20 protein-coding genes and 3 tRNA genes are annotated in these 22,786 nt (G+C 44.9%); 4 read left to right on the top strand and 19 right to left on the bottom strand.

Features of this window, described 5'->3' with window-relative positions; all coding sequences use genetic code 11:
- Positions 1–218 precede the first annotated feature (218 nt).
- From SDEN_RS07535 to uvrY, 6 genes are all read right to left on the bottom strand, one after another.
- Positions 219–304 (bottom strand) — tRNA-Leu (locus SDEN_RS07535).
- A 47-nt stretch (positions 305–351) separates the two neighbouring features.
- Positions 352–425 (bottom strand) — tRNA-Cys (locus SDEN_RS07530).
- A gap of 18 nt (positions 426–443) precedes the next feature.
- Positions 444–519, bottom strand: a tRNA-Gly gene (locus tag SDEN_RS07525).
- Positions 520–722: 203 nt separating this feature from the next.
- A complete protein-coding gene (pgsA, locus tag SDEN_RS07520; protein ID WP_011495882.1) occupies positions 723–1,271 on the bottom strand; it encodes a CDP-diacylglycerol--glycerol-3-phosphate 3-phosphatidyltransferase in 549 nt (182 codons plus the stop codon).
- 45 nt (positions 1,272–1,316) lie between these two features.
- Positions 1,317–3,146 carry an excinuclease ABC subunit UvrC gene (uvrC, locus tag SDEN_RS07515; RefSeq protein WP_011495881.1) on the bottom strand — a complete coding sequence of 610 codons (1,830 nt, stop codon included), beginning with the start codon at positions 3,144–3,146 and terminating at the stop codon, positions 1,317–1,319.
- Between the two features lie 39 nt (positions 3,147–3,185).
- Positions 3,186–3,830 (bottom strand): UvrY/SirA/GacA family response regulator transcription factor, encoded by a 645-nt coding sequence (uvrY, locus tag SDEN_RS07510; protein ID WP_011495880.1) that lies wholly within the window; start codon positions 3,828–3,830, stop codon positions 3,186–3,188.
- Positions 3,831–4,186: 356 nt separating this feature from the next.
- Between uvrY and SDEN_RS07505 the strand changes: the two genes are divergently transcribed.
- Positions 4,187–6,388: a sensor domain-containing diguanylate cyclase gene (locus tag SDEN_RS07505; RefSeq protein WP_011495879.1), complete on the top strand. Its 2,202-nt coding sequence runs from the start codon at positions 4,187–4,189 to the stop codon at positions 6,386–6,388.
- 112 nt (positions 6,389–6,500) lie between these two features.
- Here the strand turns inward: SDEN_RS07505 and SDEN_RS07500 are convergent, their stop codons facing one another.
- The gene (locus SDEN_RS07500; RefSeq protein ID WP_011495878.1) at positions 6,501–8,057 is read right to left on the bottom strand and encodes an alpha/beta hydrolase; all 1,557 of its coding nucleotides are present in this window, start codon (positions 8,055–8,057) and stop codon (positions 6,501–6,503) included.
- Between the two features lie 145 nt (positions 8,058–8,202).
- Here SDEN_RS07500 and SDEN_RS19770 point away from each other — a divergent pair, with 145 nt between their 5' ends.
- Entirely contained in the window at positions 8,203–8,868 is a 666-nt protein-coding gene (locus SDEN_RS19770) for a DUF6942 family protein (RefSeq protein ID WP_011495877.1), read from the top strand.
- Between the two features lie 5 nt (positions 8,869–8,873).
- Here SDEN_RS19770 and nadE read toward each other — a convergent pair whose 3' ends face one another.
- The 6 genes from nadE to recR form a co-directional block, all read right to left on the bottom strand.
- Positions 8,874–9,701 carry an ammonia-dependent NAD(+) synthetase gene (gene nadE / locus SDEN_RS07490; RefSeq protein ID WP_011495876.1) on the bottom strand — a complete coding sequence of 276 codons (828 nt, stop codon included), beginning with the start codon at positions 9,699–9,701 and terminating at the stop codon, positions 8,874–8,876.
- 112 nt (positions 9,702–9,813) lie between these two features.
- Positions 9,814–11,118 (bottom strand): inosine/guanosine kinase, encoded by a 1,305-nt coding sequence (locus SDEN_RS07485; RefSeq protein ID WP_011495875.1) that lies wholly within the window; start codon positions 11,116–11,118, stop codon positions 9,814–9,816.
- A gap of 331 nt (positions 11,119–11,449) precedes the next feature.
- Positions 11,450–12,094 (bottom strand): adenylate kinase, encoded by a 645-nt coding sequence (gene adk / locus SDEN_RS07480; RefSeq protein WP_011495874.1) that lies wholly within the window; start codon positions 12,092–12,094, stop codon positions 11,450–11,452.
- Positions 12,095–12,218: 124 nt separating this feature from the next.
- Positions 12,219–13,082 carry a tetratricopeptide repeat protein gene (locus tag SDEN_RS07475; RefSeq protein WP_011495873.1) on the bottom strand — a complete coding sequence of 288 codons (864 nt, stop codon included), beginning with the start codon at positions 13,080–13,082 and terminating at the stop codon, positions 12,219–12,221.
- An 89-nt stretch (positions 13,083–13,171) separates the two neighbouring features.
- On the bottom strand, positions 13,172–15,085 hold the full coding sequence (gene htpG / locus SDEN_RS07470; RefSeq protein ID WP_011495872.1) for a molecular chaperone HtpG: 1,914 nt from the start codon (positions 15,083–15,085) through the stop codon (positions 13,172–13,174).
- Between the two features lie 243 nt (positions 15,086–15,328).
- The gene (gene recR / locus SDEN_RS07465; protein ID WP_011495871.1) at positions 15,329–15,928 is read right to left on the bottom strand and encodes a recombination mediator RecR; all 600 of its coding nucleotides are present in this window, start codon (positions 15,926–15,928) and stop codon (positions 15,329–15,331) included.
- 250 nt (positions 15,929–16,178) lie between these two features.
- Between recR and SDEN_RS07460 the strand changes: the two genes are divergently transcribed.
- Positions 16,179–16,961 carry a DUF4937 domain-containing protein gene (locus tag SDEN_RS07460; RefSeq protein WP_011495870.1) on the top strand — a complete coding sequence of 261 codons (783 nt, stop codon included), beginning with the start codon at positions 16,179–16,181 and terminating at the stop codon, positions 16,959–16,961.
- Here SDEN_RS07460 and SDEN_RS07455 read toward each other — a convergent pair.
- On the bottom strand, positions 16,958–17,167 hold the full coding sequence (locus SDEN_RS07455) for a helix-turn-helix transcriptional regulator (protein WP_011495869.1): 210 nt from the start codon (positions 17,165–17,167) through the stop codon (positions 16,958–16,960). The genes SDEN_RS07460 and SDEN_RS07455 overlap by 4 nt on opposite strands.
- A 102-nt stretch (positions 17,168–17,269) precedes the next feature.
- The gene (locus tag SDEN_RS07450; RefSeq protein WP_011495868.1) at positions 17,270–17,767 is read right to left on the bottom strand and encodes a hypothetical protein; all 498 of its coding nucleotides are present in this window, start codon (positions 17,765–17,767) and stop codon (positions 17,270–17,272) included.
- Between the two features lie 244 nt (positions 17,768–18,011).
- On the opposite strand from SDEN_RS07450, the gene SDEN_RS07445 reads away from it, so the two are divergent.
- Positions 18,012–18,701: a hypothetical protein gene (locus tag SDEN_RS07445; RefSeq protein WP_011495867.1), complete on the top strand. Its 690-nt coding sequence runs from the start codon at positions 18,012–18,014 to the stop codon at positions 18,699–18,701.
- A 15-nt stretch (positions 18,702–18,716) separates the two neighbouring features.
- Here the strand turns inward: SDEN_RS07445 and SDEN_RS07440 are convergent, their stop codons facing one another.
- From SDEN_RS07440 to nrdD, 4 genes are all read right to left on the bottom strand, one after another.
- Positions 18,717–19,166, bottom strand: coding sequence for a hypothetical protein (locus SDEN_RS07440; RefSeq protein WP_041405725.1), 450 nt, complete (start codon positions 19,164–19,166; stop codon positions 18,717–18,719).
- 167 nt (positions 19,167–19,333) lie between these two features.
- The gene (locus tag SDEN_RS07435) at positions 19,334–19,897 is read right to left on the bottom strand and encodes a flavodoxin family protein (protein WP_011495865.1); all 564 of its coding nucleotides are present in this window, start codon (positions 19,895–19,897) and stop codon (positions 19,334–19,336) included.
- 149 nt (positions 19,898–20,046) lie between these two features.
- Positions 20,047–20,520, bottom strand: a complete 474-nt coding sequence (gene nrdG, locus SDEN_RS07430; protein ID WP_011495864.1) for an anaerobic ribonucleoside-triphosphate reductase-activating protein — start codon at positions 20,518–20,520, stop codon at positions 20,047–20,049.
- A gap of 28 nt (positions 20,521–20,548) precedes the next feature.
- Positions 20,549–22,663, bottom strand: a complete 2,115-nt coding sequence (gene nrdD / locus SDEN_RS07425) for an anaerobic ribonucleoside-triphosphate reductase (protein ID WP_011495863.1) — start codon at positions 22,661–22,663, stop codon at positions 20,549–20,551.
- Positions 22,664–22,786: the final 123 nt, after the last annotated feature.

Here is a 22,786-nt window from a genome sequence, read left to right as displayed (position 1 = left end):
CAGATACAAAAAAGCCCCAACTTTCGTTGAGGCTTAAATGTACCATTCTCTATTGCTAGAGTTAATAATGGTACCCGAGGCCAGACTTGCACTGACACGCCTTACTTTCAACAAAGAGCGCGAGGGATTTTTGCTTTTATCGCTGAATTACAGATACAAAAAAGCCCCAACTTTCGTTGAGGCTTAAATGTACCATTCTCTATTGCTAGAGTTAATAATGGTACCCGAGGCCAGACTTGAACTGGCACGCTTATTCAGCGAGGGATTTTAAATCCCTTGTGTCTACCGATTCCACCACTCGGGCAAAAGTGTCGTTAATTAGCTAATACATCTAACAAATCAACAAAATTGTGGAGGCGCGACCCGGAGTCGAACCGAGATCGACGGATTTGCAATCCGCAGCATAGCCATTCTGCCATCGCGCCATTGTGTAAACGGCGATTTGGAGCGACATATCGGGTTCGAACCGATGACCTATACCTTGGCAAGGTATCGCTCTACCAACTGAGCTAATGTCGCAAAATCATTCGATGTTTTGCTAACTAATTAGTGTTTATACCAAACATGCTAACCAAGTTATTGTGCGCTGCATCTCGTGTCTACGGGGGTGCATTCTACCGATTTACGCCTTAGTGTCAATTACTGTTTTTAGTAAATATGACTGTTTGGATACTAAATAAACTTATTGCGCTTTTCTTAGGCGCCAGTGTGCAAGTATTGGCCTATTCTGCGACCAAATCTTTCCAAGCTGCTGATATGTAACTTATCATAGACCAGAATGTCAGCACGGCCGCCACGTAGAAGCAGACATAAGCCAGATCGGTCAACAATGGAGTAGGTTTCCAAATTAGCCCCACTATGGCCACCATTTGTGCCGCTGTCTTGTATTTACCTATCCAAGACACAGCCACCACCCCCCGTTTGCCAATTTCCGCCATCCACTCTCTCAGGGCTGAAATGACGATCTCACGGCCGATCATAAACAAGGCCGCCAAAGTGAGATAAATATTATCATTTTGCTGCACCAGCAAGACTAAGGCTGTAGTCACCATCACTTTGTCGGCAACTGGATCTAAAAATGCGCCAAAGCGAGTTGACTGCTTAAGTTTGCGAGCCGCATAACCATCCAGTGCATCTGTGACGGCGGCGAGCCAAAATATAAAGGCTGAGGCAAAAGGTGCCCAAGAATGGGGTAAGTAAAAGAAGAAAATGAACACGGGCAACAAGGCAATACGAAATAATGTCAGTGCTATGGGTATATTAAACGGCATGAATGAAACCAAATAGTCAGAAGCAGCGCCAATCTTGCCTTAAATTTATCCGCCTCGCAATGCGTCATGTATTGTTTGTGCCATTTCTAAGCTAATTCCCGGCACTTTTGTTAATTCAGCGACGCTGGCTCCCTTAACTTCCTGCAAGCCGCCTAAATGCTGCAGTAAGGCTTTACGTCTTTTAGGGCCAACACCAGCAATAGACTCAAGACTTGATGTGTTGCGCGTCTTTTGCCTTTTATTACGATGACCTGTAATCGCAAATCGATGTGACTCATCACGAATGTGTAAAATAAGGTGGAATGCCCCGCTATCACTTGGCAAATTAAACTGCTGCTCAGAGCCGCCAAAGACAAAGGTCTCTAAACCTGCTTTTCGACCTTCCCCTTTGGTCACCCCAATAAGTAGCGGCGGCCTGTCTAAGTGAGCACATTTTTCATCTACTATGCCTTGGGCTATGCGTAACTGGCCTAGGCCACCGTCAATAAACACAATGTCCGGCACCTTACCGTTAGTGTCTATCTTGTCGAAGCGGCGATTAATCGCCTGCTCCATGGCGGCATAATCATCCCCGCCGGTAATGCCAGAGATGTTGTAACGCCGATAATCTGCCTTATGGGGGCCTTCTCGATTAAACACCACGCAAGAGGCAACCGTGCTCTCCCCCATGGTATGACTGATATCAAAACACTCCATTCGCCCAATACTGTGACCTAGCTCTAACGCTTCTTCCAGTAAACTAAAGCGCTGCTCTTGGGTGTTTTTATCTGCAAGGCGAGTCGTCACAGCGTTGGTAGCATTAGTCAGTGCTAAACGCAAAAAACTTGCCCTTTCGCCGCGCACTTGAGTCTTGATAATGAACTTTTTCTCTAGTGCCTCGGCGATGGCACTTTCGAGTTCCGCTTTATCACTAAAAGACTGACTTAAGATGACTTCATTAGGTAAGGTTCGCTGCACATCGGCATTAAGATAGAATTGACTAATAAAGGCACTGAGCACTTCATCTATGTCAGTCTGCGCCGGCACGCTGGGGTAATAACTGCGACTACCAAATATTTTTCCCGAACGAATAAACAGCATATGAAAGCAGGCGATGGCTTTTTCATAGTGCACACCGATGACATCCATATCCCCTTTATCTAACGAGACTTCTTGCTGCTCGGCAACCTTACGTAAGGCAGTAATTTGATCACGATACGCCGCGGCCTGTTCATAATGAAATTCTTCGGCGGCTTGTTCCATCTTAGTCACCAAGTTGGTGACCACTTGCTGATCTTTACCTTGTAAAAATAAGCTCGCCAGCTGAACTTGCTCGGCATAATCTTCATCGGTGACTTTATTCACGCATGGGGCGCTGCAGCGGCCCAATTGGTATTGCAAACAAGGTCGCGTGCGCGCCTTGTAATAGAGATCATCACACTGGCGTATGGGAAATAACTTTTGTAATAGATTTAAGCTTTCACGCACCGCGCCGCCATTGGGATAGGGGCCAAAATAGCGGCCTTTTTCCCGTTGCGGTCCTCTGTGATAGGCAAGCCTTGGATGTTTGTGACCACTTAAAAATAAATAGGGGTAAGATTTATCATCGCGAAGCAATACATTGTATTTAGGCATGTATTGCTTGATGTAATCATTTTCAAGTAGCAGAGCATCGGTTTCGCTATGGGTTAATGTCACATCAATATTGGTAATGTGAGACACCAAAGCCTGAGTTTTGATATTGCCAAGGTTAGCGCGAAAATAAGAGGACAAACGCTTTTTTAGATCTTTTGCCTTACCCACATAAATCACCTCCCCTTTGGCGTCATACATACGGTAGACGCCGGCAGAGGAGGACAAGTTTTTTAGGAATTCTGTGGCGTTAAAACTAGCCATACACGTCTCGGGCAAGGAAATACTGAAGCTTAGCAGCGCTTAAAAAGTGCCGGTATCTAGCATCTTGTAACGTATTGCTAAACGGGTAAGCTCAACATCACCACCAATACCCAGTTTGGCAAACAGACGATAGCGATAGCTGTTGACGGTTTTCGGACTCAGATTAAGTTTCTCTGAAATATCGTTCACCTTCTCACCGCTGGTGATCATCATCATGATCTGCAATTCACGCTCAGACAGATTAACAAAGGGGTTATCGTCCGTGTGACTGAATTGGCTGAGAGCCATCTGCTGGGCAATTTCTGGGGATAAATAGCGCTGGCCTCGTGCGACCTGTTGAATGGCGCGCAATACTTCTGGGGAGGTCGAACCTTTGGTTAAATAGCCTGAGGCACCGGCTTGCATCACTTTGGTTGGGAAAGGATCTTCAGTTTGAACGGTCAGCACAATAATTTTCGCATCTGGTTGATAACGAAGGATTTTTCTTGTAGCTTCTAACCCCCCCATGCCGGGCATGTTCATGTCCATCAAGATGACATCGGCTTCATTATGACGCGACCACTGCACCGCAGTTTCACCATCGGGGGCTTCGCCTACGACTTTAATACCACGCTCATCTTCTAAGATGCGCCTAATGCCGGTTCTAACCAGCTCATGGTCGTCGACTAAATATACAGAAATCAAGGGTCACCTACCTCTTTACACTTGTGCCGATTTCACTGGCAATACTAGTTACCAATCTAGCCCAAAAACCGCCAATATAAAAGCACAATCTTTAATTTATCCAGCGGACTGATTAGGATTAACTCAATAAAAATAAACAATAAATCCGCATAATACTACCTCTGTAAAGAGGCTAAGTCATGGTTCTCTCGCAATAATTCTTCAGGCTGATTAAATTACCCGCGCCCCAGTAATCTAAAATTTGTGGTAATGTCATGCACATTGAGCAAAATAGAGCAAAGCACTTGAGCTAACAAGCCAAGGAGGTTATCTTTAAATAACAATAATAATAAGGCGTTATATTTTTGACTTTTCCAATGCCGCAAGCTTTCACCAATGAGTTCAATTATCGCCACTTAGGCTTTGCCGTATTTATGGGTGTTATTGGCTTACTCATTAACCTTTTTCCAATTCCCTTATTTGCCAATGTTGCACTAGTGCTAGGTAATACCTTTACTGTGATTGTGGCTATTTTACTCGGCCCTTGGCATGCATTACTCACTGCCATTATCGCTGTGACGGGATTAATGTTGGTATGGGACAGCCCCCATGTGTATTTAATTTTTACCCTTGAAGCGGTATTTTTAGGCTTAGCCAGACGCCGTGATATTTATGCACTCTACGCCAGTGGCGCTTATTGGTTGCTATTAGGGGGGCCCCTGCTTTATCTTTATTTGCACGCTTTTGTCGAAAGCCCTAATGGCCATATGCCGTTTGCCATCATGAAGCAAGTGATCAATGGTCTTATTTGTTCAAGTTTAGCTTCCATCTGCATCATATTAATCCCAGCGTTGTGGAATTTTGACGGTAAGATAAAAGACAAACATAGGCGCCATTTTAGCTCACAATTAACCTACAGCGTGACTTTGCTAATCACCCTAAGTTTACTTTTTTCATCTCTGGTGTATAACTACTTCTCCCTTGATAAACAGCAAACTCTCATCAGTGAAAACCTTGAAGAAACCGCTGAACACATAGCCAAGGCCACTGAAAAATATCTGAATAACCACATTAACGTCGTTAAGAATGCCGCCTATCTCATTAGTGTGTCAGAAACAAATGCAAGTGAATGGCAAACATGGCTTAGCAGTATCCACAATAATTACCCAAGCTTCTCCACCATGTTGATTGCCGATCCGAAGGCAATAGTGGTCGCTGCCACCCCAAAGGCATTATTCACTGAACTCAACAAGAATAAGCAACTGGCCTCCATCGAGGACAGGGAATACTTCATTCAAGCTTTTCACCATCAACAAACTTACTTGTCAGCAGCCTTCATGGGACGAGGTTTTGGTAATGATCCCATAGTTGCCATCAGTGCGCCCTTTTACGCCAAGGAATATTCAGATAAAAGCGAACAGACGCCAATAGGCATCATCGAAGGTTCATTAGATCTCCGAAATTTCGATTCCATAGACAGCCACAATCGATTCAGAGAAAAACAGGGACTTATCATCATTGATAGCAACAACAAACTGGTCTATTCATCTAGCAGTTTAAAGCTTAAGCTCATGAGTGATTTTCGCTATTCCGATGATCATCAGCGCTTCAATACTCAGCTTAATTTAATCAATATTAATGAGCTTAACGCCTTTACCCCTGAATACATCTTTGCTCAAAGACGCCTGCCCAATGGCTGGCAAGTCTTTGTTGTCGACCCTTTCTCCCCTTTGATGGAAGTCGCCCAAGAGCAGTTATTTAATAGCTTCTTATTACTGTTAATATCCGTATTCTTTAGTTTTATCATTTCGAAAAAAATAAGCCAACTACTGACTGAGCCCCTTAAGCTGATTGCCCACAGATTTAGCCAGCTTAACGATAAAGAGCTCAAAGAGCAGTTGCTCGATGAAGGGACCCCTATAGAAATAAATAGCCTGTATCATCAGTTAACTATGAGTAAAAATCAGCTGATCACTCATCAGCTTGAACTCGAAGAAGTGGTAGCCCAGCGCACTCAAGAGCTAGAAGAGGCCAATAAAAAACTGCTTATATTAGTGGATAGAGATCCCTTAACCGACCTTTATAATCGCCGTTATGCTGAGAATAAATTTGCCGAGTTGAGGGATTATTGCCATCGTAGCGGTCAAGCCATCACCATAGCAATTCTAGACTTAGATCACTTTAAACAAGTCAATGATACCTATGGTCATCAGGCCGGAGATGAGTGTCTTCAGATGGTGGCTAACTGCTTACAAGAGTACTTTACTCGTGACACTGACATTATTGCCCGCTTCGGTGGGGAAGAGTTTATTTTAATTTTACCTATGAGTAATGCCTTACACATTCAGCAGCACCTCAATGGATTTAGAGAAGCTTTAGCAGCTATGGTGATCTGTTCACCACAAGATGAAATCACCTTTACTGTGAGTGCCAGTATTGGTGCTATCACTGCCAATGCTGATTTTGACAAGTCTTTGGATAAATGGCTTAAAATTGCCGATGACAATCTATACCTCGCCAAAGATCAAGGTCGAAATCGAGTGATCGTCAGTGTGATCGCTGAAGACCCACTAGAATAGGCGTGGTAATAGATAATAATGTTAGTATCTAAGGCGCACTTGAGTCATTGCAAGCTCAGTGCGCCCTCAACAAGCGAATCCTTCCCACTGAGATTTACCAAGCCAATTAAGGTTATTGTGCAACCAGCTCATCAATACGACTTAACATATAGTCGTAAAATGGGTTCCATTTTTGCCTCAACATATCTTCTGCTGGAATACTGAAAATACCCCTTTCTCCCAAATGAATGTGGCCGCCTATGTTAATTTCAGCGCTATCAATGAGATCTTCATCGCTAAATTTTTTGACACCATAAACAGCGTCATCGGCAGGATAAGGCAGCGACACATGAGACAAGGAGTGCACACCTCTTGGCCAAGATAAGTCAAGCGTTTGCACCTTATCGACCTTAGGGTTTAGGGTGCTAACTTGCCTTGCCTGCACTTTACTGTAAAACACCCTAGGATTTTCAAGGTTACGGGTATTCTCAACTATGGTTAACTGGAAATTTAACGGTGCTTGCAGCGCGACATTTAATCCTTCGACTTGGCCATACATCAAGGAATTAAGAGTGGTGAGTGGATCGTACAGTAACCATTGCTGATATCCCCGAGCCCGATTAACATCAAATAACACTAATTCATGCTGAATTTGGGTTGCCCCTTCCCCCTGAATATTATTGTTAGCGTTACTTAATTCCAGGTACAAATGCTCAATCACAGCTTGGGTTGATACTGTATCATCCACCACAGACTGAAAGGCCAATGTCTGAGGTAGCGCCGCTTTTTGATCTGCAGAAAACCCCTTAAGTAACTGTTGATTTCGCAATGAAAGTTGATATACCACATCGCCCGCATTAACCGCAAATGACTGATACTTATAAGGATCGTATTCATTCTCTATGCTATTCCACATTAACTTATCTTGGCCTAATACTTGGCCTAAGCTTGCTTGCCATTTAGCAAATGCGGCGATAGGTTTAAGGCCTATGGCAGGGGATAGCATCACCATAGCTTGATAGTCAGTGTCCTTACCTTGATCAATATTCTCAAGTTCATGATTCAGTGCCAGGGCCGCTCCAGTGGAAAAGCCAATCACATACAAAGGTTTTCCGTTAAGTTGCTGTTTCATGTGCTTGGTGGCTAAATTTACTGCACTGGCAAGATCTGGCCAAGTAATGCTAGTTAATCCCGAGGGCAAGGTGCCATGACCGGGTAATCTTAAGCCCAAAACATGAGCCTTAGGCTTAAGGTGCTCGGCAAAGTGAGATAAGGCATAAGGCGAGTCTGACATACCATGCACTAAAATGACCCCAAACTCGGCGTGCTCATTTTTCCATTCATAACTGCGATTCCAGTTAATGCTTGCACGATCTGGGGATGAAAGACTTTGACTGTCGTAACGATTAATGGCGCTGTTAAAATGAGTCTGTTCAAAAGTCCAAGCTTGAGTCAAACTGTTAAGTTCACTAAAAAGGCGTTGTTCTAGATGCAAATACTCATCAAAGCCAATAAAGCCCAGTTGTTGGTGATATTCATTGTTAAGCTTTGTCGTATGCCAAGGCTCAAGCTCCGGTCTGTCATTGAGCGTCCAAACGGCGCCAAACAGAGCCGCAGCCAAAATCCCCAATAAGCCGTAACCTAAGGCAAATAAAAAATGTTTTGTCGAACCTATCACTATTGCACGCATGAGTTGCCTTGAATGTCTTGGATGAGTTTATTGATAAATTTGAACAAACCTATGATTAACTGACATAATCCATCTATTATGAGCAAGTGTTCCTGCTCGATTTCACTAACTCTAGTTAACAATAACACTTGAGCTCACCGCCTTTATGACTGACGTGCCCCCATTAAACTCATTGTACTTTGAAAGCCACCCAGGCCCCGTCGAGGTAGCGTTTTATTTACCCAACCCGCCTATACTGCCTAACGGCGTGTCTAGCCCTTGGCAAGTAAACACAGAGACAGCAATCGATGAATTAATTGCAATTAACGGCAACCATTGGCGCAAAATTTTTACCATCATGGCCAAACTTTGTGCCAGCCACTCGCCCAGCACCCAAGCTTGGCGTGCGCTGAGAGCTAAACTGTTTGTCGATACCACGACAGATGCACTCTCTGTAAGTGAATTCTCTACAAGTGCACTATCTACAAGTGCACTATCTATAAATGCACTCTCAAGACGATTGCACTTTTTATCTGACGCTTATAAGTCTTGTGACCAGTTAGCTCACATCAAGCGCGCGCCTAAACTCGACCCCGAGGCCCATTGGCACATAGTCTGTGGCCTTGAGGCACAAACCCTACTCGGCATAACCCACACAAACCAGAATCGTAACTTGGATGAACAAGGTAAAATTAGGCTGTTGCCAGTCGCAGATAATAAGCGCTGGCAAGACCATGGCGCTCGACTGCTAACGCCCTATCTCGATTATCGGCAATTCCCCAATCATTTGATTGAGCAAGTCCATACTCTGCTACACCTATCTAATGAATAGCGGTATTAGTCATAAATCGTCGCAATAGGCTGGCGCTTATGTTGGGTGCGAAGATAAATCGCCACTAATTTGTCTTCTACGGCTTGGCTCACAGGTTTGCCTTCTAAAAAGTCATCGATTGCATCGTAACTCAGTCCTAAGGCGACTTCATCTTCAAGCTGAGGCTTATTTTCTTCCAGATCCGCCGTCGGTGCTTTAACCACTAACACTTGTGGTGCGCCCAAGAAAGCCGCCAGCTGGCGTACTTGACGCTTATTAAGGCCAAATAACGGCGCTAAATCACAAGCACCATCACCCCATTTAGTATAAAAGCCAGTGATGTTTTCGGCGCTGTGATCTGTGCCCACCACAAGTCCGCCCACCAGACCCGCGATATCATATTGAGCTATCATGCGCATCCTAGCTTTGACATTGCCCTTAATGAAATCCGCCTTAGTGCTATCGTGCGTCAAGCCTGCCGCGTCTAGGCCTGCAAGGGTGGCATTGTGTACCCCTACGACACCATCATGAATATTGACTGTCACCAATTTGCTGGGCTGAATAAATTGACAGGCAAGCTGAGCTTCATGCTCATCTTTTTGCACATGGTAAGGCAGGCGCACCGCGATAAACTGGTAGCTGTCGGTGCTCTTTTCTTGATTAAGGCTGTTCACTGCCAGCTGGCATAAACGCCCAGCTAAAGAGGAGTCCACCCCGCCACTAATACCCAATACTAACGTCTTGCTGTGAGCTTCTATCAATTTGGCTTTAATAAACGCGACTCTGCGCGCTATCTCAAACTCAGGCTCTATGGCCTTAAGTACTTTCATTTCTCGTAAAATTTGCCCTTTCACCCTCAAGCTCCTTATTTAAGTCTCTGACGCTATTCTATAAAAAATTGCTTAAAAAAAAACGATAATGAGCCGTCATTATCGTTTTTATTTCAATCATTCACTAAAGGATTAATTATCTTTCCCAGTATGACTCTTCTAAGCTGTCTTCGCGCTCCGGCAAGCCGCGAGATAAACGAGGGCTGTGCTGGGCTAATACTTCGTAGGCAACGCGATTTGCATACTTACAGACTTGAGAAAATGATGAATAACACAGACCATCACGTTTATGTTTGCTCGAACCTGGCACATTGGCTTTATGGAAAGTATTGGCCGATAAATCATGCAGCAACGCCGATAACGCGCCATCGCCAGCACCATTAGTGTTGCGAATAAGCTCAGGGCCGCCCATGTAAGGTGAAATGTGAGCATAGACCTTGATGGGGGTTTCACAGTCGGCTTTCAATTTCGGCCGCGAGAACTCAAAGCGGTTAAATTCGGGAATAGCACCTGGCAATAAAGTATGGCTGGTCTCACGTTTTTCTTCATCTTCGGTGTAACCCGCAGTATAAAGCCCGATAGCACCTGCTGTCGTGAGCACCATGTCACACCATTCAAGGGCGGCTTCACTGGCAAGCAGTGGATCTTTAAATCCGGTCAACGCTTCGCCTTCATCTTCATTCATGGCCAAAATGGTCACATGCTCTTTGATAAAGTTCTGCCACCATTGTGGATCTTCTTGAATTAAAAAGCGCGTGCCTAAGGTGAGTACCACAGGGACTTCAGCTTCTTTTGCATATTCAATAGCCTGCATTGCGGCCGAAGTAATACCATCGCCATCACTGGCACGCATTAAATACGCGGTAAGCACTAAGGCTGAACTGCCTTGTACCACGTCTTTATCTATGTATTCTGGGGTCAACTTATCCATCGCCCCTTTACTGATAGCAAAGGTGCGCTCGCCGCAATCTGAAATCAAGGTAAAGCAGCGACCTATGGGGCCATCCACAGGTTGCAGGTAGTTAAGGTCAACTTTCGATGAGGTGTTACATAAATAGCGGTAAGCGTAACTGCCCACCATGACGTTACGGCTCATCACCCCAAACAGTACAGAGCGGTCGTCGGCTAAAATGGAATAATTGTGCACCGTATTGCCGATAGTGCCACCAGCAAATTCGTCACTTATCATCTCATTGGACTTAAGCTCATTATATAAATCATGAGCTTGCTCATCATTTATCAAGGTGGAATTACCCTTAGGTAATCCATAACGAGTGAGTAGCTCGTCTTCGACTTTAGCTTCTATGTCCACTAAGGTCTGATCTATGCCACACACATAGGTGGAGAATGGCTGAGGTTGCTGAGTCAGCTGGGCTAATAAAGGATCGCGACTATTTACAGGAAAATAATGCTTAGACTTACGCTGACCGGGAAACTTCATATTGGGCTCTCATAGGTTGGCGTCCATGCAACTTAACTGGCGTGAATAATAATCAAATATAGCAACAAAACTAATAGCGCAAACAGGGCGTCAAAGTTAAACCGATAAAGGTTAAATTGAGCTGTATTGGCCTAGCCTCGCGAATGGCGGCAGATTCTACCACAAAAAATAAAATGAGCCAGTTAACAAAGCCAAAAGTATGCCAATAATACTTGGGCTAATAACAAAAAAGCCTGCAATTGCAGGCTTTTGTTCAATAAGGCATGAGTTTAGCCCATTTTTAACGAATAAATGCGCCAGTACTATTAGCCAATTGCATTAGCCAATTGCATTAGCCAATCACTTTAGCAAGCTGCTCACTGACCGCAGCGACAGACTGAGTACCATCAAACTTGTTGTACTGAGTCTTACCTTGTGCGGCTACGTTACCGTAGTACTCCACTAATGGCTTAGTTTGCTCATGATAAATGTCTAAACGTTTACGCACAGTTGACTCTTCATCATCTGGGCGAATAGACAAGTCTTCACCGGTCACATCGTCTTTGCCTTCCACTTTAGGTGGATTAAACACCACATGGTAAACACGGCCAGAGCCTGAGTGAACCCGGCGACCGCTCATGCGCTTAACGATTTCTTCATCTGGCACATCAATTTCAATCACGTGATCGATTTCAATACCATTAGCCGCCATAGCGTCAGCTTGAGGAATAGTGCGTGGGAAGCCGTCTAATAAGAAGCCTTTAACGCAATCATCTTGGGCGATACGCTCTTTAACTAGGCCTATGATCAGCTCATCAGACACAAGTTGGCCTGCGTCCATGACTTTCTTCGCTTCTAAGCCTAATGGCGTGCCCGCTTTCACGGCAGCACGTAGCATATCGCCAGTTGAAATTTGGGGGATGCCATATTGCTGCATAATAAACTGAGCTTGAGTGCCTTTACCGGCACCAGGGGCGCCCAATAGGATAATGCGCATGTCGAAAGTCCTCTTTGGTATGATGTTCTTTTTAGGGCGGCGATCTTCGCACATCCGCCGACTTTTTAGAAGGGAAAAAAGTACCGAGATTGACGCTAAATCCAATCTCGGCATAATCGAGTGTTTAATACAGTAAGGTATAAAGTTTGCGGCGATACTGATTGGCAATGGCATTGCCTTGGCCTATGGCGGTGAGCATTTCCATAAAGACTTGTTTAACTTGGCCATCTAAGGCGGTTAAGTCTTTTTGAAGAATAACGAATAAGGCATCTAGGGCCTCTTCGTCACGCTTAGTCTTGTGTAATGCTTTAGCCAGTGCTAACACGGCTTGCAAATCATCAGGCGCGGCAGCAACCGTTTCTTGCAGCTGCCTAATTTCTGGGGTGTCGGTGGCATCTAATGCCAAGGCAAGCTTAGCCATCAAGCTGTGATAATAACTGTCTTGATCTGCAAGACCAATCACATCCAAGCTCACTTTAGCCTCGGTTAACTCGCCAAGTTGTAACTGAACATCGGCCATTAACAGTGCTATTTCAGCTTGTTTTCCTGAGTCTTCATAAGCCTGTTTTAATCGCTTTAAGATTGCTGTGAGATCCGCATCCGTTAACTCACCTTGAGCCAAGAGGGTTTTGACTTCATCCACATCGTCCTTCCACTGGGGCGGAAGATGCTTATCTAGCATAGCCATGACTTGCTCTGCGTCTTGTACGCCGGAAAAGCCATCAAGAGGACGACCATTTTCCAGCAGCATGGTGGTTGGCAATGCCTGAATTTGAAAATAGTTGGCAATTTCCATCTCAGTTTCACAATCAACACTGGCGAGAATAAAACGCCCTTGCTGGCTGTTGGCTATCTGCTCTAACGTGTTAAGCATTTGCACGCTTTCAGCTTGCTGCTGAGCCCAAAAAGTAAGCATCACCAGCCTAGTGGCAGATTGGTCCACCACAGCTTGAATGTTTTCTTTAGTGAGACGAATAATAGGTTCCATGATATTTCCTCAGCCTCAATGGGAGACGGGTATAAACGCAAAAGCGGACCTTAGCCTACATGTCTAAGATCCGCTTATCACAGGCGTAATTATTTAGCGTTAGCCAATAACATCTGATTCATCAACTTGATGAAGGCCGATGGGTCGGCGAGGCTGCCCTTTTCAGACAACTGCGCCTGTTGCAGTAACAAACTGGCCCAATCGGCAAATAACTGCTCGTCGGCTTCATCATTTAAGCGTGCCACTAAAGGATGGTTTGGATTAATTTCAAATGTTGGCTTAGATTCAGGCACAGCCTGACCCGCAGCTTGCATCAATTTAATCATTTGCGTCGACATTTCACCTTCACCGGCGACCACACAGGCTGGGGTATCGGTTAAGCGAGTCGTCACTTTAACCTCTGACACTTTAGCGCCAAGGGCCGCTTTCATGCGCTCAACTAAGCCTTTAGCCTCTTCGGTGATTTTATCTTTAGCTTCTTTATCGGCTGCATCTTCAAGTTCACCCAGTTCTAGGTCACCGCGAGTGACTGAATGCAGTTTCTTGCCCTTGAACTCAGTTAAATGATTGATTAACCATTCATCGATGCGCTCAGACATCAATAATACTTCGATGCCTTTCTTGCGCAGTAGCTCAAGGTGCGGGCTATTGGCCGCCGCTTCGTGGCTGTCGGCAACGATATAGTAAATCTTGTCTTGGCCTTCTTTCATGCGGCTGATGTAATCTTCTAACGACACTGTGGTCGCCGCAGAGCCTTCATGGGTCGAAGCAAAACGTAATAAACCAGCAATGCGTTCTTTGTTAGCAAAATCTTCCGCAGGGCCTTCTTTTAACACTTGGCCAAACTCAGCCCAGAATGATTGATACTGCCCAGGCTCATCTTTGGCTAACTTTTCAAGCATGCCCAATACGCGCTTAGTTACGCCGACACGCATTGCGGTAGTGACTTGATTATCTTGTAATATTTCACGAGATACGTTTAACGGTAAATCGTTTGAATCCAGCAATCCACGCACGAAACGCAAGTAGTTTGGCAAAAACTGCTCGGCTTCATCCATGATGAAGACGCGCTGTACAAACAGTTTTAAGCCGTGTTTGTGATCGCGATTCCACATGTCCCATGGGGCTTTGGCTGGGATATACAACAGACTGGTGTATTCTTGCTTGCCTTCAACTCGATTATGCGACCACTTTAATGCATCGGTATAATCGTGAGAGATATGCTTATAAAACTCTTGGTATTCTTCATCGCTAATGTCTGACTTGTTACGCGTCCACAAGGCAGTGGCCTTGTTCATCGGCTTCCATTGGCCTTCAACCGCAGCAATGGTTTCGCCATCTTCGCCTTCTTGTGCGTCTTTGCCCGCTTCAAACATTTCGACAGGTACTGAGATATGATCTGAGTACTTAGTGATGATAGAGCGCAGGCGCCAATCATCGGCAAACTCTTTCTCTTCATCGCGAAGGTGCAATACAATTTCAGTACCGCGAGAGTTCTTAGTGATGGTTTCTACATTGAATGAACCTTCACCTTCTGACTCCCACAGCACGCCTTCATTGGCGGGATGGCCAGCAGCGCGAGTACGCACTGTGACTTTTTTAGCCACGATAAAGGCAGAGTAGAAACCCACACCAAATTGACCAATAAGCTGCGAATCTTTGTTAGCTTCACCGGATAGATTGTTAAAGAATTCTTTTGTGCCCGATTTGGCAATAGTGCCTAAATGCTCAATTACGCTGTCACGGGTCATGCCTATGCCATTATCAGAAATGGTCACAGTGCCCTTTTCTTTATCTGTGCTTACGCGCACACGTAACTCGCCGTCACCTTCATATAAGGCATCGTCAGTTAGGGCTAGATAACGCAATTTATCAGCCGCATCGGCCGCATTAGAGACCAACTCCCGTAAGAAAATTTCTTTGTTCGAATACAGAGAGTGGATCATCAATTGCAGAAGTTGTTTTACTTCAGTTTGAAAGCCATGAGTTTCTTGCTGTGACATGATAGTTCCTCTGATATTAGCTATTTACTATTAACTATTCGGTTTAACCATTAAGCCGCCCGCGGGCAACCTAATAAAATACCTTGATATCCAAGAGATGGGGCTTAGGGGAGTGATTTCAAGGGCCGCGGTGTTTTTATGGTCAAATATTATTCAAACGATAACTAAATTCCCAATTTAAACGAAAAATCCCAGCCTTGGCTGGGATTTTTACACACTAAGCAGCGTTAGACTTATGCTAGATCAGAGGGCAATACGGCCATTAAATGATAAGGCTAAGGTGGTGCTGTCCACATACTCAAGTTCACCGCCCACAGGAACGCCGTGGGCGATACGGCTAATGATCACCTTGTGACGACGGGCCATATCGGCAATAAAATGCGCCGTGGCATCGCCTTCTACCGTAGGGTTAGTGGCTAAAATCAGTTCAGTCACGTCTAGGGTCTGTAAATGCTGCTCCAGTAAACTTAAGCCCAGCTCTTCAGGACCCACACCATCTAACGGTGACAAGTGGCCCAAGAGCACAAAGTAACGGCCATTAAAATGCCCGCCCGCTTCTATTGCCAATACATCGGCAGGGGTTTCTACCACACAAATCACCCCTGAGGCGCCGCGCTTATGGCTAGCACAAATGGGGCATAAGCTTTGCTCGGTAAAGGTGCGGCAAGATTGGCAATGACCCACGTCTGTCATGGCATTCTTTAAGGACTCGGCTAACTTAAGCCCGACTTTTCGGTCCCGCTCTAGTAGATTGAATGCCATACGCTGGGCAGATTTGGGGCCAACACCAGGTAAACCCTTCAGGGCTTGGATTAACTCATCGACGAGGGGACTGAATTTCATAACACTCTCTAACGCTTAACGTATGGATTGAAGCCTAAGATCAATACCTAGACACTTTTGTGTACTAGACACAATGAGCGGCAACACAAATTGGGTTAATTATGTGTGCTAATAAAAGTTTGGCTCAAATTGAGCTGGGATTATTATCTGTCACAGCTAAGATTGTAAAGGATTGTGTTAACTTATCAGCTTAACGCCTTTAACTCGGGCCCATGCAAACTTAAGAGGCGAGCATAAGGGATTAACACAAATGACAATAATGAAGCTTATCCGCTGCAAGGTGGCAACCGACAAACGCGCCGCCTTTTGTGCCGCTCAACAAGCCTGGCAGCCCATGGCGGACTGCGACGGTTTTATCGCGCAACTTGGCGGCTGGGTAATAGCCGCGGATAACCCTAACGCTGACAATATTGATTCAGCGGCCCCGAGCTTAGAGGCACCAGACATAAATGAAGAGAGTCCAGCCCTAGACGCCATCATAGTGGGGATATGGCAGTCAGAGGCAGACTTACGCCAATTTATGGCCCGTGAACATGACCGCATTCTGGAGCAGAGCCAACAGCAAGCAAGCTACATAAGCTGCAAGGTCAAGCGTTTCAACATCATCGACATTGACACAAGCAATGGCACTCAACCAAATAGCAGTGGTCCCCTGCTAAGTGATAGTGACAGTCAATTATTACAGATCATCCAATTCGATGGAGTGACTGAGATTGATATGTTTATCAACAAGTTGGCTGCAATCAAGCACACCGCTTTGCAACAAGAAATGCTGCCAACGGAGAATCTTCAACAGGGAAAGCCTACTTCACGCTCGCCTGCGGCACTGAGTCATCCCCCTTTAAGCGTCAATCTTTGGCAAGGCGTCGATGATGACGGGTGTTTGTTGCTCAGCACCCTGTGGAGTTCGCCACTGGATTATCAGCAATACTGCCACAGTGCGGCCTATGAACGGCTGCAATCTCAGCTGAGTGCACGTTGTGACTCGATGCAAGTGTCAGCCATTAAGGTAGAAGCCCTATGGGATATTTAGTCCTCTGCGACATATTGAAACACTTGTTCTAAGGGTAAATGAAAAACAGCGGCAATCTTAAAGGCGACTTCTAAGGAGGGCGAGTACTTGCTCGCCTCTATCGCCATCACAGTTTGCCGAGTGACCCCTATGACATCGGCTAATTGCTTCTGAGTCATCTCCCCCTGCAAAAAACGTAAGGTGCGGACATTGTTGGTTATGGGCATAGAGTTCACTGCTTCAGGTTAAGGGGCGTGACGAACAAAGCGTGGTTTATCATTACGCTCATTAAGTTATTAATGTAGTTATTCATTTAGTTATCCAAGAGGTTACTCATAGATCTCTCCTGAGCGGCCTTTGACTATTTGTGCGCCATAATTGGCAAGCTCGGCCAATAAAAAAGCCACCACCATCACATGTAACGGCAGATGAGGCATTAAGTCCCTCACCCCTTCAATGCTTTGAGCCGCCATATTGTATTGAAAAATGGCCATCACCACCCCAACTTGCAAGATAATCGCGCTGTACTTATAGCCCACCAAACTGATTTGTTTCTCACGCACATCCAAAGGTTTTGATAACTCATCATCACTGATAAAAGTGAGTGATAAATAACTCACAATTGAGAGTACGATGGAGTAAATAATCACTTCCAATAGCAGGCCTGACAGCCAAGTGGCCGACTCAAGTTGCTCCGCAGTCCCATAATATAAGCTCTTCACGTAGAAGTATAAAATGCACCCGCTAATGAAAAAATCGACCGCTAAAGTGAATTCTCGAAAACTCACTCCGCGCAAAAACTCGAACAATTTATCTTTATTACTCATGTTAACTACCCTTTTCTTGATGTTAAGTATTTTTAACTTCACTTGAGTGTAATCTTTATTCGAGCAATGTCAAACACAGTTAACACCAAGTATAAATAACCTAACTCAACCATGGCCATTATGCTGAGCAAACAAATCAGCAACCCATGCCCGCCATGTCATTTTTTACAAAGATGTATGGTTTTACATAGTCCATCAGACTTATCTATCCTAGGCGGAAAATAATTAAGGAAGATTCAACCAAATGATCAGATTAGGGATAATTGGCCTTGGCACCATGGGCAAACATATTCTTGCGGGCGCCCTAGCCCACCCAAGCTTTGACGTATTGAGTATCTTTGATACACGAATTCAACATCTCACTGCAGCCCACTTAAGCGGTGAGCAATATCAGGCTATCCAGCTGGCAGCTAGCCAGTGGTTAGATTCCCCCGAGCAAGGGGGATTCCTGCGAGAAGTGTTCTCCCACTTTGTGTTTATCCATCAACGTATGTTTGGCCCGCAATCTTTGCTCAGCAGTGAAGTCGATTACAGCAAGCCACTAAAAAGTGAGACCTCAGTAAAAGCCCATTACGTCAGTGCAGCCCCCACGAAACTACCGATGAGCCTAACTGGTCGAGTCGACTCAAGCCTTGAAGAAGGCGTGCAATGGACACTTTATCTTAAGCCAGAGTCGAATAAGCCAGAGCAGCAGCATTCCGATAGCCAGCGCAATCTGCGCGCCATTCGGTTTCAGAATTGGGACAGTTTATTAATCGGTGATGACAATGGCCAGTGGCAGTCTATATCAGTTCACAACCAAGGCTCAGTAGAGACCCAGCTTAATGAAGTAGAAAAAATGTTCCGTGGGGAGTCCCACAGACTAGCAAGCTTTGCAGAGGCACTCGCGGTGCAGCAAGTGGTGGAAGCTACCCTAGGTCACAAGATTAATTAAAGTTCGAGAAGATTACTATTTTCTATAACGGTCTATCGGTATTATATTTGAAGATTTAGGGGGCTCAGCTTCAGATTCGTAGAGTTTTTGTGCTTTAGCGTTGACGCCACTCTCCTTAATAATTTCATTCCTCAGATCTTTTTTGAACTCTTCATAGCCATTTTTTGCTAGCTTGTATGCTGCAAAAAAAGCTGCTGTTGTGGTAACCCCTACCGTTGCTATTTTACCAGCAGCAATCCATGTTGATGGTTCAAGAACAACATAACCTAAGTAAATCAATAAACTTCCACGTTTCCAGCTAATATTGACATCAAAATATTTAGACAACCCATGTTTTTTCATAAGTCGCTCTACAGTCACTGCATACGCAATGGCTATTTTCTCAAGATCCTTATCGGGAAGCTCTTTACCAAATAGATGTGTATGTAGGGTCAGTGTAAAAGCATGCATTTTCTTCCCTTCCATGTTAATGACTTTTATGCTTCCTTCAGTGCACACCGCCTAGTGTGATCTTGTAATAATGCGCATGTGCAGCCAACTGTTCCTATCAACAAGATAATACAACTAAGCAAATAATTTTTAGGAAGTGTAGTTTAAGCATACGGTATCTCACAAGGTGCTCGATACTCTTTTTATCTAGCAAACTTTTTAACGATATGGGCAACACGTTGCCCCAAGTAATGTGCAGTGTTCAAATCTATCTCATTTAAAATTCCATCCTTTGAATGGGCAATTAAACCAGATTGAGCACCGAGTCTGTTGCGCTTCTGTGGATCGCAATTGCCAGGAATATCTAAACTTGCCCACAACATGCCATGCTGATTGGCAAAAATCTGTAGGTACTGAAGGGTATGCAACTGATCGCCACTCAAATTCGAGCCAATAGTAAAACCTGCTGCGACTTTATCGGACCAGGCTTTTTCAGCCCATAACTCACCGGTTGCATCAGCAAACGCTTTAAACTGTGCCGATACACTGCCCATAAAAGTCGGTGAACCAAAAATCATCGCATCGACGTCTTTGAGTTGTTCAAGTAATGCTAAATTTTTAAAGCGGCCTTCAATAATATCAGCCCCCAAAATTTCAACCTCTATGACCTCTATACCTTCAACTGAAGAAGCCCCTGCCGTCACTGAGTTTGCTAGTTGTTTAGTCGTCCCTGTTACCGAATGATAAATTACCGCAATTTTTACCACTTAACTGTCCTTAAAAAACATCTAAAAATTAGTCTATCTATTATAAAACAATAACATAATGCACTTTAAGTTTGTGTTCAAGCATTAACAATTTAACGTGACACATACTATTAAACACATTTCCATAACTGAAACCATTCACTCCTTTTTTAATCTTGATGGGAAAATCTGTGCACAATTTGATTGCTGCTGCCGCGCCAAATAAGTGATGGGTCTGCCAAGGCTTGAACAAACTTTCCGTCCACCAGCACATCGATAAAGTGAAGTAATGCCTGCTGGGACTCATTGAGCTCAGCAAGGCGATAACCTGTCCACAGCCAGATATTTTTAGTGGGACACTCAGCTTTCACTCGTTTAACTAACTTAAGCACCGCCGATAAGTTTTGCGGATGCAATGGGTCGCCACCGCTTAAACTCAACCCTTGTCTGATAATACGTTCATCCTGCAAATCACTGATGATGTTATCTTCCAAGCCTTGGCTATAGGAGTGACCGGCATCCAGTCGCCAAGTGGCTTGGTTATAACAGCCCTTGCAGGCATGTTCGCAGCCACTAACAAATAGCGTGCAACGGGTCCCTTCCCCATTGACCACATCGACACTGTGGTAGGCGCTGTAATGCATATCCCCTCCTTTTTTGTCACAGGCTCAATCACAAATGCTTGACGCGGCGCTTCACTTCTTCTTGCTTACCCGCATTAAAGGGCCGGGCATCAGGGCTGCCTAAATAACCACAGACCCTTCGAGTCACACTCACGCGGCTAGGCTCATGATTGCCGCATTTTGGGCAGACAAAGCCCTTGCTGGTACAGTTAAATTCACCTAAAAAGCCGCAGTCATAACACTCATCAATTGGGGTATTGGTGCCGTAATAGGGCACCCGACTAAAACTGTAATCCCACACTTGCTCCAGTGCCGATAAGTTATGCTGCATATTGGGGTATTCACCGTAACAAATAAAGCCGCCATTGGTGATAGCGGGATAGGCCATTTCAAAATCCAGTTTATCGAAGGGGTTAACTTTCTTCTCAACGTCTAAATGAAAACTATTGGTGTAATAGCCTTTGTCTGTCACGCCTTTAATGAGTCCAAACTCACTGCTATCGAGCTCGCAAAAGCGGCTGCAGAGGTTCTCACTTGGGGTGCTGTATAAACTAAAGCCGTAACCCGTTTCTGCCTTCCATGCATCTGTTGTTTGTTTTAGATAGCGAATAATTTCAAGGGCTTTTTCTCGCAAAATAGCACTATCAAAGACATGTTCTTGGCCAAAAAGTGCCTGAATGGTTTCATGTAAGCCAATAAAGCCTAATGAAATGGATGCGCGACCATGTTTAAAGATACTGCTTATCTCATCATCAGCCTTTAAGCGCACGCCACAAGCCCCTTCCATATAGAGGATCGGCGCAACCCGAGCTTTTACACCATCGAGACGGCTGATGCGGCTATCTAAGGCTTTTTTAGCGACAAGTAAACGAGCATCTAGCAATTGATAAAAGGCAGCTTCATCACCTTTAGCCTCAATAGCTATTCGCGGTAAGTTCAAACTCACCACCCCCAAGTTATTGCGACCTTCATGGATAAGCTCGCCATTTGCTTCATAGGCGCCAAGGAACGAGCGGCAACCCATGGGGGTTTTAAAGGAACCTGTGACCTTAACCACTTGATCAAAATTAAGAATATCGGGATACATTCTCAGGCTTGCACACTTAAGCGCCAGCTGTTTGATGTCATAGTGGTTGTCACCCAGCTTATGATTCAGTCCCGCTTTAATGGCAAACACAAGCTTTGGGAATACCGGTGTCTTGCGGTTTTTACCTAGGCCTTCGAGGCGCACATTGAGCATGGAGCGTTGGATGAGTTTTGACTCCCAAGAGGTGCCTAAACCAAAACCAAAGGTCACAAACGGGGTTTGCCCGTTAGCCGTGTGCAAGGTATTTACTTCATATTCAAGGGATTGAAAAGCATCGTGACACTCTTTTTCTGTTAGGGATAGCGCGTACTTTGCTGCGTCTGCCACTTGCCACTCTATGCCTGTCGCTAAATGTTTTTGGTAGCTCTTAGTGACAAATTCTGCCAATACTTCATCGATACGGTTAATGGTGGTGCCGCCATAAATGTGGCTGGCAACCTGAGCGATAATTTGCGCTGTAACGGCTGTCGCCGTAGCTATGGATTTAGGCGGCTCAATTTCGGCATTACCCATCTTAAAGCCCTTGGTGAGCATGCCGCCTAAGTCGATAAGCATGCAGTTAAACATGGGGAAAAACGGCGCATAATCTAAGTCGTGATAATGCAGCTCACCGCGCTCATGAGCTTGAACCACGTCTTTTGGCAATAAATGGCTTTTGGCATAATGCTTGGCGACAATGCCCGCTAACAAATCACGTTGAGTTGGGATGACTTTGGCATCTTTATTGGCATTTTCATTCAAAAGTGCTGCATCACTTTGCTCTACTAAGCCTAAAATCTGCTGGTTGAGCTTGCTCTTGGCTTCACGGCATAAGTCTCTGTCATGGCGATATTCAATATAATGGCGGGCCACGGCTTTATAAGGGCCCGCCATGAGTAAGTTTTCAACGGCATCTTGCAGCTCGTGTATGTCGACTTCTCGCTTGCCTTGCATTTGTTGCCTAACCTGCTCTGCCAAGGTGCAGGCATAATCCACATCTTGTTTGTTCGCCGATGCCATGGCCGCGATAACGGCCTCTTGAATACGCTCGGCATTAAATACTGTACGACATCCATCTCTTTTTATGACTACAAGCATGACTCACTCCAGTAATTATCTCGGATTCCTGTCCTTATCTAGGATTACAGCGACGTCAATGAGGCTTAGTACGTCAAAATCTACATATAGACTTAAAATCGATTTAAAACACAATATGCTGTG

Source organism: Shewanella denitrificans OS217, assembly GCF_000013765.1.
In the GTDB taxonomy this organism is placed as follows: Bacteria; Pseudomonadota; Gammaproteobacteria; order Enterobacterales; family Shewanellaceae; genus Shewanella; species Shewanella denitrificans.
The sequence above is the reverse complement of the archived record's forward strand: the minus strand, read 5'-3'. Positions and strand labels throughout refer to the sequence as shown.